11 protein-coding genes are annotated in these 12,166 nt (G+C 70.8%); 3 read left to right on the top strand and 8 right to left on the bottom strand.

The window, feature by feature from the left end; genetic code table 11:
- Window positions 1-441 (top strand): electron transfer flavoprotein subunit alpha/FixB family protein (locus ACIRR9_RS34665; RefSeq protein ID WP_403760145.1); only part of this gene is annotated, 441 nt, incomplete at its 5' end.
- Between the two features lie 61 nt (window positions 442-502).
- On the opposite strand, the gene ACIRR9_RS34670 is transcribed toward ACIRR9_RS34665, so the two are convergent.
- The 5 genes from ACIRR9_RS34670 to ACIRR9_RS34690 all read right to left on the bottom strand — a co-directional run bounded on the left by ACIRR9_RS34670 (window position 503) and on the right by ACIRR9_RS34690 (window position 7,627).
- Window positions 503-1,252 (bottom strand): NADPH-dependent F420 reductase, encoded by a 750-nt coding sequence (locus tag ACIRR9_RS34670; RefSeq protein WP_403760148.1) that lies wholly within the window; start codon window positions 1,250-1,252, stop codon window positions 503-505.
- Window positions 1,253-1,440: 188 nt separating this feature from the next.
- The gene (locus tag ACIRR9_RS34675) at window positions 1,441-2,682 is read right to left on the bottom strand and encodes a cytochrome P450 (protein ID WP_403760151.1); all 1,242 of its coding nucleotides are present in this window, start codon (window positions 2,680-2,682) and stop codon (window positions 1,441-1,443) included.
- 347 nt (window positions 2,683-3,029) lie between these two features.
- Complete coding sequence (locus ACIRR9_RS34680) at window positions 3,030-4,640, bottom strand: FAD-dependent oxidoreductase (RefSeq protein ID WP_403760153.1); 1,611 nt, start codon at window positions 4,638-4,640, stop codon at window positions 3,030-3,032.
- Between the two features lie 294 nt (window positions 4,641-4,934).
- The gene (locus ACIRR9_RS34685) at window positions 4,935-5,780 is read right to left on the bottom strand and encodes a mycofactocin-coupled SDR family oxidoreductase (RefSeq protein WP_403760156.1); all 846 of its coding nucleotides are present in this window, start codon (window positions 5,778-5,780) and stop codon (window positions 4,935-4,937) included.
- A complete protein-coding gene (locus ACIRR9_RS34690) occupies window positions 5,777-7,627 on the bottom strand; it encodes a flavin-containing monooxygenase (RefSeq protein WP_403760159.1) in 1,851 nt (616 codons plus the stop codon). Before ACIRR9_RS34690 ends, ACIRR9_RS34685 begins: the two co-directional genes overlap by 4 nt.
- Before the next feature lie 190 nt (window positions 7,628-7,817).
- Here ACIRR9_RS34690 and ACIRR9_RS34695 point away from each other — a divergent pair, with 190 nt between their 5' ends.
- On the top strand, window positions 7,818-8,834 hold the full coding sequence (locus ACIRR9_RS34695; protein WP_403760161.1) for an LLM class flavin-dependent oxidoreductase: 1,017 nt from the start codon (window positions 7,818-7,820) through the stop codon (window positions 8,832-8,834).
- 48 nt (window positions 8,835-8,882) lie between these two features.
- A complete protein-coding gene (locus ACIRR9_RS34700; protein ID WP_403760164.1) occupies window positions 8,883-9,137 on the top strand; it encodes a NifU family protein in 255 nt (84 codons plus the stop codon).
- 91 nt (window positions 9,138-9,228) lie between these two features.
- Here the strand turns inward: ACIRR9_RS34700 and ACIRR9_RS34705 are convergent, their stop codons facing one another.
- The 3 genes from ACIRR9_RS34705 to ACIRR9_RS34715 all read right to left on the bottom strand — a co-directional run bounded on the left by ACIRR9_RS34705 (window position 9,229) and on the right by ACIRR9_RS34715 (window position 12,164).
- Window positions 9,229-9,792 (bottom strand): flavin reductase family protein, encoded by a 564-nt coding sequence (locus ACIRR9_RS34705; RefSeq protein WP_403760166.1) that lies wholly within the window; start codon window positions 9,790-9,792, stop codon window positions 9,229-9,231.
- Between the two features lie 79 nt (window positions 9,793-9,871).
- On the bottom strand, window positions 9,872-11,053 hold the full coding sequence (locus ACIRR9_RS34710) for a hydroxylase (RefSeq protein ID WP_403760169.1): 1,182 nt from the start codon (window positions 11,051-11,053) through the stop codon (window positions 9,872-9,874).
- Between the two features lie 286 nt (window positions 11,054-11,339).
- The gene (locus ACIRR9_RS34715; protein WP_403760172.1) at window positions 11,340-12,164 is read right to left on the bottom strand and encodes an IclR family transcriptional regulator; all 825 of its coding nucleotides are present in this window, start codon (window positions 12,162-12,164) and stop codon (window positions 11,340-11,342) included.
- Window positions 12,165-12,166: the final 2 nt, after the last annotated feature.

Genomic DNA, 12,166 nt, shown 5'->3' on the forward strand with positions numbered 1-12,166 from the left:
TCGGCCGCGGCGACCGGCACCAAGGTCACCGCCCGCACCGCCCGCGAGTCCACGGGCCGCCCCGAGCTGACCGAGGCCGCGATCGTGGTCTCCGGTGGCCGCGGCGTCAACGGCGCCGAGAACTTCGCGATCATCGAGGCCCTCGCCGACTCCCTCGGTGCGGCCGTCGGTGCCTCGCGTGCCGCCGTCGACGCCGGCTGGTACCCGCACACCAACCAGGTGGGCCAGACCGGCAAGTCCGTCTCCCCGCAGCTCTACATCGCCAACGGCATCTCCGGCGCGATCCAGCACCGCGCGGGCATGCAGACCTCGAAGACGATCGTGGCCGTCAACAAGGACGCCGAGGCCCCGATCTTCGAACTGGTCGACTTCGGCGTGGTCGGCGACCTCTTCGACGTCGTCCCCCAGCTCACCGAGGAGATCAACACTCGCAAGGGCTGATCAGGCAAGAGGCAATTCCCCGACGCCTACGTCAACAGCCCACAGTTCTACGGGAACACGGTCAGCCCAGGCGCTCCCGGGCCGCGGCCGGGGACTGCCTCGTGGCCGTACGGACCAGTGCCTCGACACGGTCGGCGGGCAGCACGGTACCGGGGCAGTCCATGAACCAGCGCATCGCGTCCTCGGCACCGCTCAGTCCCGGCGGGCGAGGCGGCAGATAGGGCCGCACGTACGCGGAGGTGTTCGGCTCGAACCGCCAGCTCTCGGCGAGGGGCCCCACGTCCACGGCGTCGTAGCCCAGCAGGTCGAGCAGGCGGCGTACCTCGGTCTTCGCCCCGTCGTCGCCGCCGGCCAGCGGCAGCGCGCTGCGGTCGGCGGAGCCGGCGGGCCGGGCGAGCAGCTCCAGCCGGCGGAAGTCGATGTTGTTGAAGGCTTTGACCACCTTCGAGCCGGGCAGTCGCCGCTGCACCAGCTCACTGGAGGTGAGCTCGCTTCGGTCCAACTCGGCGATGAGCCGGTCGCGTTCGGGGTAGTAGTTCATCGTGTCGATGACCGTCTTGCCGGTGAGTTCGGAGACCGGGAGGGTCGTGTAGCCGCCCAGGGGCACCGTGGCCACCACGATGTCCCCGGCCAGCGCGGCTTCCCGCACGTCCGCCGCGTGGGCCCGCCCGCCCCACGAGCGCACCAGTTCGCTCAGCGTCCGCGGCCCCCGGGAGTTGCTCACGACGACCTCCAGCCCGGCGGCGATCGCCAGTCCGCCCAGGGTGCTGCCGATCCGGCCCGCGCCGATGAGTCCGAGAGTGGTCGTCACTTCGTCCGTCCTTCCGTGAGTGGAAACGCCGCCGAGCAGCACGGAACCGCCGTTGTCCGCACGCGCCCGGCGCCGACTCCGGCCGCCGGTATGCCGGCTGCGAGGGGCGGCGTCCGCGGGTGTCCATGCCGTCCGTCCCATCGGCATGGACACCCTACGAGTCGTCCCCGAGCGCACGCCCGCGTCGGCTACCAGGCGACGGGCAGCTCGTAGATGCCGTAGGCCTGCGAGTCCTCCTTGAACTTCAGCTCGGAGACATCGACCGCCATCCGCAGCGTCGGGATGCGGTTGAACAACGTGCTGAAGACCACGTGGAGTTCGACTCGGGCCAGCTGCTGCCCGACACACTGGTGCGGTCCCCAGCTGAACGACATGTGGTGCGATGCCTTGCGGGTGAGGTCGAGCTTCTCCGGCTCGGGGAACGCCTCCGGGTCCCAGTTGGCGGCGGGCAGGGCGGCGATGACGCCCTCACCGGCCCGGATGATCTCGCCGTCGATCTCGATGTCGTCGACGACCGCGCGCCGGGCCAGCAGGTGCGGGATGGTCAGGTAGCGCAGCAGTTCCTCGACCGCGTTGGCGACGAACTTCGGGTCGTCGCTGTTCTCCCGCAGCAGTGCGAGCTGGTCCGGGTTCTGCAGGAGGACCGCGGTACCGAGGGTGATCATGTTGGCGCTGGTGTCATGGCCGGCGACCAGCAGGATGTGCCCGAGCGGGGCCGCCTCCGACATGGCGAGATCGCCCGCCTTGACGCGCTCGGCGAGGTCGGACAGCACGTCCTCGCCGGGGTTGTCCATCTTGGCCTCGATCAGCCCGGCGATGTACTCACGCAGCACGCGCGTCGTCTCCGCGGACTTCTCGGCGCTCTCGAACCGGGCGTTGGTGACTCCGGCGTGCTCCTGGAAGAAGTCGTGGTCCTCGTACGGCACGCCGAGCAGGGCGCAGATCATCAGTGACGGCAGCGGCAGCGACAGCGCCTCGTTCAGATCGGTGGGGTTGGGGCCCGCCAGCATCCGGTCGATGAGGTCGTCGGTGATCTGCTGGATCTCCGGGCGCAGCTTCTCCATCCGGTGCCGGGTGAAGGAGCTGGTCAGCATCCGGCGCCAGCGCTGGTGCTCGGTGCCGTCGGTGTTGTTGATCGACGGCTGCATCTCGGCGGCGTGCTCCTTCATCGCCTCCGTGGTGTGCGGATAGCCGGGCGCACCGATGTTGGCGCTGAGCCGCGGCTCGGCGAGCAGCTGCCGCTGGGCGGCGTGGGTGGTGGCCACCCAGGGCGTGCTGCCGTCCCAGGTCTCGACCCTGCGCACCGACTTGCCCGAGTCGTGCAGCGCGAGCAGGCCCGGCGGCGGCGCGAAGGGGCACTCCGCCGCCCGGGGCGACGGGTACTTCGGCATCTCCTCGGCCGTACCGGCGCCGGTCGTGTTCTCAGCCATGTCCGCACTCCTCTTTCTCGACTTCGTCATCGGACGGCGATGGTCCACGCGCGTTCGTCATGACGTCGGCGGAACTGCCCGCCTCGCCCTGCCGCGGTGGACGGCGACTGCCCCAGGACGGCCTTCGAAGGTCATGCGCGGCTCCTGGCCCACGGCACGGCGATGTGCACGACACCAATCTTACTTCGACCGGTCGGTACAATCAATGAGCGAGGTTCCTTTCCCGCCAGGCCCGGACAGCCGACCACGAAGGCTCCGCCCAGGAGGGGACGGGGGTCGGAAGAGCACGGGCCGGAGGCCGCGACCCATGGGAGTCACGGCCTCCGGTGTTCCCCCCGGCCGGCCGGTCAGTCCGTCGTCTCCGTCTCTCCGACGAGGTCGAGGACGGCACGGTAGGCGAAGGCCAGGCTGCTGCCGATCGGTGTGCCGGCACCCGGATACGCCCGGCCCGACATGGCCGCGGCGGTGTTCCCGGCCGCGTAGAGCCCCGGAATCGCTCCGCCGTCCGGCCGCAGGACACGTGCGTTCTCGTCCGTCTTCAGCCCGCCCTTGGTCCCGATGTCCGAGAGGACGACCGTCGCGGCGTAGAAGGGCGCGGTGCCGATCGGCATGAGCAGCGGATTGGCCAGGTCCGGCGAGGCCTTCGCCGGGTAGTTCATCACGGGGCCGGCGGGGAAGCCCACGATCTGGCTGCTCATCCGGTCCCAGGGGCTCTCGCCCCGGTGGAACCGCTCGTCCACACCGCTGTCGGCGTAGCCGTTGAACTCCTCGACGGTCTTGAGCAGCGCCTCGTGCGGCACCCCGATCAGCTCGGCCAGCGCTTCCAGGGTGTCCGCCTTCTTCAGCGCGCCCGACTCGAACCACGCCGGGTTCGGCGGCTGTTCGGGATCGCCGCCGAAGCTGTCGCGGTCGAGCGTCCGCTGGTCGAACACCCAGTGGCAGGGGATGTGGGAGACGCCCGTGGTGGAGTGCAGCCGCACCATCTCGTGGCCGGCCTGGTCGTAGGGGCGGGTCTCGTTCACGAAGCGTTCGCCGGCGCCGTTGACCCAGATTCCGCCGCGGGTTCCCGAATGGAACACCGGCAGCCCGTCCGGCTGGACGAGGCCCGGCGCGTACCACGCCTCGTCGAGCAGGTCGGTGGCCGCGCCCACTGCCACGCCCGCCTGGAGCGCGTCCCCGGTGTTGGAGGGACAGCCGTTCGACCATGTTCCGTCGAGCGGCACCGGGTGGTACTTCGCCCGGAGCTCCGCGTTGCGTTCGAAGCCGCCCGCGGCGAGGAGCACGCCGCGGGCGGCGCGGAAGGTGATCTCCTCGTCCCCGCTCGTCGCCGTGACGCCGACGACCCGGTCGCCCTCCAGGACGAGGCTCTCCAGCCGGGTTTCGAGCAGGAGCGTGCCGTTGCCGGTCTCCAGGAAGGCCGCCAGGGCCCGGCCGATCAGGGCACGGCCGCCGGTGAGCACCGTGCCGCGCGCCACGCCCCAGCGTTCCCGGGGGATGCTGCCCCGGACCAGGTCGGCCCGGTCGCCGAGGTCCGCGACGGGGACATCGGGCGGGAAGACGGTCCGCCCCGCGAGCGTGGCGCCCGGGGCCGATGCGAAGTAGTCGGGTACGGGTCCATGGACGAACGACTGGAACCAGGGGTTCTGCTCCAGTTCGTCGATCAGCCTGCGCCCCGCCTCCAGATAGGCGTCCTGCATGCGTTCCCTGGTGTCGTCCGCCACCACACTGCGCAGATACGCACGGGCGTCCTCCGGTCCCTCCTCGACACCCGCCCGCTCCAGCGGCGCCGAGCCCGGGTACCAGATGCCCGCGCCGGAGTAAGCGGTCGTGCCGCCGACCCGGTCCGTCTTCTCGATCACGAGAGTCCGCAGTCCCCGCGACGCGGCGACATAGGCGCCGACGAGCCCGCCTCCTCCCGACCCCACCACGACGACGTCGTAGGTCTCCCCACCGGCCATCACTGTCCTCCTCGTGTGCTGCTCTCAGGGGTTGCGCTCCGGGCGCCCGTCCCAGGGCACCCGGAGCGCCGGTGACCGTCCCTTGTCACCTCGCCCGGCGGAACACGCCCGGGAGCATGACGTCCTGCGGTTCGCACGCCGCGCGGCGGAGATCGGCCGGCAGGAGTCGCCGGCAGGACCCGGCCTGCCTCCGGGCGCGGCCGTGTGCACAGTGTGAAGGCGGCCTCTTCGGCCAGGTCGGCCGAATTCCGTTCACCGAGACGGATGGTGCGGGGTGCGGGACCCCGCACGGCGTCAGCGGTTGGTGCGGCCCAGGTCCACCGGCAGCTGGACCCCGGTGATGTGGCGTGCCTCGTCGGAGGCGATCCAGGCGACGGCCGCCGCGATGTCCTCGGCCTGGCTGACACCGTCGGGCAGCACGCCCTGGAAGAAGGCGCTCAGTTCCGGGTCCTTCTCCAGGACCGGGCGGATCCCGGGCACGAGCTTGGTGTCCACGCCGTGCGGATGGACGGTGTTGACCCTGATCCGGTACGAACCCAGTTCGTTGGCCAGGGTTTTGGCCAGTCCGGTGACACCGTGCTTGGCGGCCACGTAGTCGGCCAGCAGCGGCAGTCCGCGCAGTCCGGCGACCGAGCTGGTGAAGACGATGGCGCCGCCGGTCGCCTGCTCGATCATCAGTGGTACGGCGGCCTTCACGGTGTGGAAGGCACCGGTCAGGTTGATGTCGAGGGTGGCGTTCCAGTGGTCGAGCTCGATCTCCCAGGTGCGGGCGAACGTGGTCATGCCGGCGTTGGCCACCACCACGTCCAGCCGCCCGAGTTCGCGGACACTCGCCGTCAGCGCGGACTGCAGGGCGGGGAAGTCGCGGGTGTCCGCCTTGTGGGTCAGGATGCGGCGGCCGAGCTTCTCCACCAGGCGGGCCGTCTCCGCCAGGTCCTCGACGGTCGCCCCCGGGTACTCCGTGGTGGGCAGGTCCTCGCAGATGTCCAGGGCGATGATGTCGGCGCCCTCCGCGGCGAAGCGCACCGCCTCGGCACGGCCCTGGCCGCGCGCCGCCCCGGTGATGAAGACGACCTTGCCCTCGAAACGGCGGGCGATCGGCTCGCCCGGGACCGGGGCCTCGGGAATGTCGGCGGTCATCGGATGTCTCCTTCGTCGACGGCCTGTTGCTCGGTCGAGGCCGGTTTCGGTGCGGGGGCGAGAGCCAGCCCGGCGAGTTCACCGCGCTGCCGCCACTGCGCCAGCATGCTGAAGTAGGCGGTGGAGGTGCCCGGGTAGTTGACGTTCTTGCGGGGCCGGGCCTCGGGGTCCCCCTCGTTGTTCCAGCGGCCCGGTGTGCAGTCCTTGAGGAAGGTGCCGCCGCCCAGGAGCGCGAGGCCCGAGCCCTCCACGACGTGCCGCACATAGGCTTCCTCGCTCTGCCGGGTGGCGTCCGCGATCACCCCACGGCGCTCGAACTCCCCGACGCAGGCGGCCACATGCTGCGCGGTCTCGTCCAGGGTGTGGCAGAAGTTGATCGCGGCGGTGCCCTGGGTGTAGTTCGGCGGCAGGATGAAGAAGTTGGGGAAGCCGCTCGTCATGACGCCGTGGAAGGTCTCCGGTCCGTCCTGCCACTTCTGCGCGAGGGAGACACCGTCGCGGCCCGTCACGTCGAAGCCCACCCGGTCGACGTAGGCGGAGTCCTGGTCGAAACCGGTGGCCAGGACGAGGCAGTCGACCGGGTACTCGACCCCGTCGACCTCGACTCCACGCGGGGTGAGTCGCCGTACGCCCTGCCCCTGGGTGTCCACCAGCCGTACGTTGGGCCGGTTGAAGGCCGGCAGGTACTCGTCGTGGAAGCAGGGGCGCTTGCACTGGTAGCGGTAGTACGGCTTGAGGGCTTCTGCCGTCGCCGGGTCCCGTACGGTCGCGTCGATCCGGGCCCGGATGTTCTCCATGTGCCGCAGATCGGTCGACTCCCGCTTCTCCGCGGCCTCTTCGGGGCTCAGGTCGCCGTACGAGTCGCTGCTGAGCAGGGCGTGGTAGAAGACGGTCCAGCCGTCGCCCACCTGGTCCTCGGTGATCTGCTCGCCGTTGGTGACCAGAGTGAAGTTCTCCCGCCGCCGCTTCGTCCAGCCGGGTTTCTGGCTGCGCGCCCAATCCAGGTCGGTCTCCCCGTTGTTGCGGACGGCGACCGTGGAGGGGGTGCGCTGGAAGAGGAGGAGTTCCCGGGCCGACTCGGCGAGCGGCGCCACGATCTGGACCGCGGTGGCACCGGTGCCGATGACGCCGACCGTCTTGTCCGCCAGCTTGGTGAGCGGGCTGGCGGCATCGCCGCCGGTGTAGTCGTAGTCCCAGCGTGAGGTGTGGAACAGCTTGCCCCGGAAGTCCTCGATGCCCTCGATCGCCGGCAGCTTCAGCGAGGTGAAGGAGCCGTGCGCCACCACCACGTACCTGGCCCGGAAGGCGTCGCCGCGATCGGTGCGCACGGTCCACCTGGCGGCGTCCTCCTCCCACCGCAGCCCCGTCACCGAGGTGTGGAAGAGCGCGTGGTCGTAGAGCCCGAAGTGCCGGGCCAGCCGCCGGGTGTGGGCCAGGATCTCGGGGCCGTAGGAGTAGCGGTGCCGGGGGATGTAGTCGAGTTCCTCCAGCATCGGGAGATAGACGTAGGACTCGACGTCGCACATCGCGCCGGGGTAGCGGTTCCAGTACCAGACTCCGCCCACGTCGCCGGCCTTCTCGACGATGCGGATGCGGTCCAGTCCGGCCTTGCGCAGATGCGCGGCGGCGAGCAGGCCGCCGAATCCGCCTCCCACCACCATCACGTCGACGGTGTCGTGCAGCGGCTCCCGCGGCACGACCTCCATGAAGGGGTCCTCGACCAGGTCCTCGTGGTCCCGAAGGTCGAGGATCTCCCGGCGTGAGGGATCGAGGCGCTTGTCCCGCTCGGCTCGGTACTTGGCGCGCGCCCGATCGAGATCCGTGGGTGCGGCCGAGGTCTGCGTCATCCCTGTTTCTCCGTCCTGGGGAGAGCTGCGCCGGCACGGCAACGGCGTACCGCCTTCCGGCCGACGGGAGCGATTTTATAAAAACAGCTAAATCATGTGAAGGTATCGAACCACTTCAATCAGCTAACTCAATGCTACGATTTTTGAGCCGCGTCGTGCAGTACACGGACTTCCGGGAGGATCGGTCCACATGACTGAGTTCGGTATGCCCTGGGCGGGAGCCGAGGTCGGCGCGACGGCCGAGGCCGCGGGCGCGACGGCCTTCTGCACCGGGGAGTTCGCCGACCACGACGCCTATGTCACGGTCGCCGGGATGGCCGCCGCGACCCGGCGGGCGCTGGTCGGCCCGGCGATCGCGTACGGGTTCTCGCGCACCCCGTTCGCCCACGCCACGGCGATCCGCACCCTGTGGAACCAGGCGCCCGGACGCGTCTTCGCCGGGCTGGGCTCGGGCGCGTTCGCCATCAACCGCGACTGGTGCGGCGTGCCGGCCGACCGTCCCGTGGAGCGGATGTCCGAACTGGTGACGGCCGTACGGACCTGGCTGCACGCCGAGAACGGTCAACGCGTCCGCTTCGAGGGCGAGTTCTACCGGATCGACGCGAAGGTCAGGGCGCCGGTCCTCGGCCGGATCGAGGTCCCGGTGCTGCTGGCCGGGTTCCAGCGGCGGATGGCGACCGCGGCCGGCCGCACCGCCGACGGCATCATCGGCCACGGGCTCTTCACCGACCGCTGGTGGGACGAGGTGGTCCGGCCGGCCGCCGAGGCGGGCTTCCGCGAGAGCGGCCGGGACCGGCGGCCCCTGGAGCACGGCTGGCTGCTGACGGCGATCGACGACGAGGACCCCGAGCGTGCCGTCACCGACATGCGCCGGATGATCGCCTTCTACCTGACCGTCCGCACCTATGACGCGTTCGCCGCGCACCACGGCTGGACCTCCCAGGTCGAGAAGATCAGGGAGGCGTTCGCCGACGGCCGGACGGACGACATGGCGCGGGCCGTCACGGACGACATGGTCGAGGCCGTCGCGCTGTGCGGCAGCACGTCCGACGCCGTCGCCGCCCTTCGCCGGCGCCGCGGCTCCCTCGCCCGGGACGTCGCCTACTTCGCACCGCCGTCCTTCCTGGTGAGCGAGCGCCGCCGACGGGCCTACGCCCACGCCGCCCTGGCCCTGCTGCCCGCCCTCACGTCCGACAAGAATCGCTGAGGAAGCCCGCGCCCTGCCCGCACACACCGACGACAGAGGAGACCTGTCATGCCCCGAGCCCAGGAAGTCGTCCAGGAAGTCCTCGCCCTGCTGGAGCCGATGGTCGCTCCGGACGGTGGTTCCATCCGGCTCGCGGAGTTCGCGCCCGAGCAGTCCCGGCTGACCGTGGACTACTCCCGCGGCCACAACGACGCCTGCTCCACCTGCGTGCTCGACGGCGACTCGCTCAAGGCGTTCATCGAGGAAGGGCTGCAGACCCGGGGCATCGAGCTCTCGGAGGTGACGGTCCGGGAGCCGAGCTGAGCCCTCTCCCGCACAGGAACGGGCGGGGCACGGTGGATTCACCGCGCCCCGCCCGTTTCCGCACCCCCCGTTTCCGTGCACCACCCGGCCGCTACCAGCCGACGAGCCGGTCCAGCAGGACCGAGGTGCTGGAGAAGTAGTCGCCGTAGCCGCCGCGGAAGAACAGCAGCGGGGTCTTGACCGACTCGGTGCGCAGGGCGTGCACCCGGCCGACGGCCAGATGGTGGTCGCCGATCTCCACGACGTCCTCCAGTTCGCAGTCGATCCAGGCCACCACGCCGTCGAGGACCGGATTGCCCAGCGGAGACCGCCGCCAGGTGATGCCGTCGAACCGGTCGGGCCCCCGCGTCGCCATCGACCGGCAGAGCGTCTCCTGGTCGGCCGCCAGGGCGTTGACGCAGTAACGGCCGGCGGCGCGGATCCTCGGGAAGGTCCGCGAGGAGCGGTCCGCCAGGAACGCCACCAGGGGCGGTTCGAGGGAGACCGAGGTGAAGGACCCGACGATCATCGCCTCGGGCCGGCCGTCCGGCATCCCGGCGGTGATGGCCACCACGCTCGTCGGAAAGTTCCCCAGCACCTGCCGGAAGTACGTCCTGTCCTCGGGGGATTCCACGGAGCCGGTGTGAAGGGGGTCGGGTACGCCCTCAGTGTGCATGTGCTTCCTCCTCACCCTCACCCGAGGGACGGCGGTCGGCGGTCGGCGGTCGGCGGTCGGCGGTCGGCGGTCGGCGATCTCAGAGCATCACGCGCAGTTGCGGGGGCAGGTCCACCCCCATCTGCGCCAGCGAGTTGGCGTGGTAGGCCACACCGGGAACATGGATCATGTGGGCGAGGCCCACATGTGCGTCGCGCCAGTAGCGCTGGAGCGGATTGCTGCGCCGGATCACGTTCCCGCCGGACCTCGCGAAGATCTCGTCGAGCGCCGACACCGCGCGCCAGGCGCAGCGCACCTGGTTGCGCCGGATGTCGGAACGCTCCTCGACCGTGACCGTCTCCCCCGCGGCCACCCGGTCGTAGACCCGGCCGATGCCGTCGATCAGCTGCACGCGCGAGGCGGCGATCTCGGCGGCGGCCTCGCCCGCCGCGTAGAGCACATACGGGTCGTCGCGGACCTGGACGCCGGTCACCGCGACGCGCTCGCGCTGCTGGGCCAGGTGGAGGGCGAGGGCACCCTCGCAGATGCCGATGACGGCCGAGGTGATCCCGAGAGGGAACATCGAGGTGAACGGCAGCCGGTAGAGGGCCTCGCCGACACCGTTGCTCACCGCCGCCTCGCCGCCCGAGACCGCGTCCTGGTCGACGGTGCGGTAGGAGGGGATGAAGGCGCCGTCCACCACGACGTCCTTGCTGCCGGTGCCGGACAGCCCGATCACGTCCCAGGAGTCCTCGATGATCTCGTACGACGACCTGGGCAGGATCACGTGCAGGACCTTCGGCGGGGACACCGGCCGGCCCTTGCCGTCCCCGACGAGCGCGCCGAGGAAGACCCAGTCGGCGTGGTCGGTGCCCGAGGAGAAGGGCCAGCGCCCGGACAGGACGTAGCCTCCGTCCACCGGCTCGGCGATCCCGTTCGGCATGTAGGGAGAGGCGATCCAGGTGTCCGGGTTCTCGCCCCAGATCTCCTGCGCCACCCTCGGGTCCATCTGCGCGGCCTCCCAGGGGTGGACGCCCACGACCCCGCACACCCAGCCTGCGGCGCCGTCGTGGCGGGCCACGGCCATGACGGCCTCGGCGAAATCGCGGGGATGGGCCGCGTGGCCGCCGAACTTGGCGGGCTGCAGCAGGCGCAGCACTCCGGCGGAGCGCAGCAGGCCGACCGTCTCGTCGCTCAGCCTGCCCAACTTCTCGTTCTCGGCGGCCAGTTCCGCCAGCTTCGGACCGTACTGCTCGACTCGCTCGACGACGTCATGCGCCATGCCCCGTACCGTCCACTTCCTCGTAGGCCGCCTCCCGACGACGGCGTGGGATATCCCTCATAGTCATTTCTTGCGCCCTCCGCGGGCGGCCGGGTCCCGTTGGGCGGGACTCGACGGCCTTTCTGACGCAGGCCGGGTGCGGTGACAGCAGGTCCTGGTCGACTCGAAGACGGGGGGCGCCGTCCGGCGCTGCGGGGCCGGCGCGATGTCGCCGAGCGGTCGGTGCGGGGACGCGGTCCGCACCGCTTCGTCCGTCACCCGGTCCGTCACCCGGTCCGCCGCGCGCTCATCGTCCCGCGTCCGCCGCTGCGACGGCCGCCATCTGCCCGCTGAGCGGGACAGAGGTGATCAGCGGGCGCGGCCGCGGCCTCGACGTCACCCCCAGCCGACGGGAGATCTCGGCGGCTGTCCACTTGACCCCGGACTTCAGCTCGTCGGCGCGGATCCGCTCCTTGGGACCGCACACCGAGACAGCGGCGATCGCCTGGTCCATGACGAGGACCGGTGCGGCCACGCACGCCACCGTGGACACGGCCTCACCGGTCTCCGTGGCGTATCCGGTGCCGTGGATCCTGGCGAGGGCGGCTTCCAGGGCCTGTGCCGTCGCGATGCTCGCGTCCGTACGACGGGACAGTCCGCTCCACAGGTACTCGTCCACCACTTCCTTCGGGGAGTACGCGAGGATGGCCTTGCCCACCGCGGTGCAGTGGGCCGGGAGCCGGCCGCCTATGCGGGACGGCAGGGTGCTGGCGAACGCTCCGCCGACACGTTCCAGGTAGACCACGTCCTGCCCGCTGAGCACCGCCAGGTGCACCACCTGGCCGGTGGCCGTGCAGAGTTCCTGCAACAGCGGCCGGGCGGCCTCGTTCATCCGGGTACGGTGCACGACCAGACTGCCGATCTCGAACATGCGCAGTCCGAGCCGGTATTCGTTGTCGTACCTGCTCAACAGGCGGGCGTTGACCAGCTGCTGGAGAATGCGGTGCACGGAGGAGCGCGGCAGACCGCTGCGGGCACTGATCTGCCCCAGGTTGAGCGGCCCGGTGGACCGTTCGAAGACACCCAGGATCACGACGACCCTGTCGACCATGCCGGACGGGGATTCGGACACTG

The sequence above is a fragment of the Streptomyces sp. NPDC101234 genome (assembly GCF_044767525.1).
GTDB lineage: Bacteria > Actinomycetota > Actinomycetes > Streptomycetales > Streptomycetaceae > Streptomyces > Streptomyces sasae.

Coding starts and splice junctions, on each gene's coding strand:
- ACIRR9_RS34675 (WP_403760151.1), bottom strand. CDS start 2,682: ATGGCTGAGAACACGACCGGCGCCGGTACGGCCGAGGAGATGCCGAAG.
- ACIRR9_RS34680 (WP_403760153.1), bottom strand. CDS start 4,640: ATGGCCGGTGGGGAGACCTACGACGTCGTCGTGGTGGGGTCGGGAGGA.
- ACIRR9_RS34685 (WP_403760156.1), bottom strand. CDS start 5,780: ATGACCGCCGACATTCCCGAGGCCCCGGTCCCGGGCGAGCCGATCGCC.
- ACIRR9_RS34690 (WP_403760159.1), bottom strand. CDS start 7,627: ATGACGCAGACCTCGGCCGCACCCACGGATCTCGATCGGGCGCGCGCC.
- ACIRR9_RS34695 (WP_403760161.1), top strand. CDS start 7,818: ATGACTGAGTTCGGTATGCCCTGGGCGGGAGCCGAGGTCGGCGCGACG.
- ACIRR9_RS34700 (WP_403760164.1), top strand. CDS start 8,883: ATGCCCCGAGCCCAGGAAGTCGTCCAGGAAGTCCTCGCCCTGCTGGAG.
- ACIRR9_RS34705 (WP_403760166.1), bottom strand. CDS start 9,792: ATGCACACTGAGGGCGTACCCGACCCCCTTCACACCGGCTCCGTGGAA.
- ACIRR9_RS34710 (WP_403760169.1), bottom strand. CDS start 11,053: ATGGCGCATGACGTCGTCGAGCGAGTCGAGCAGTACGGTCCGAAGCTG.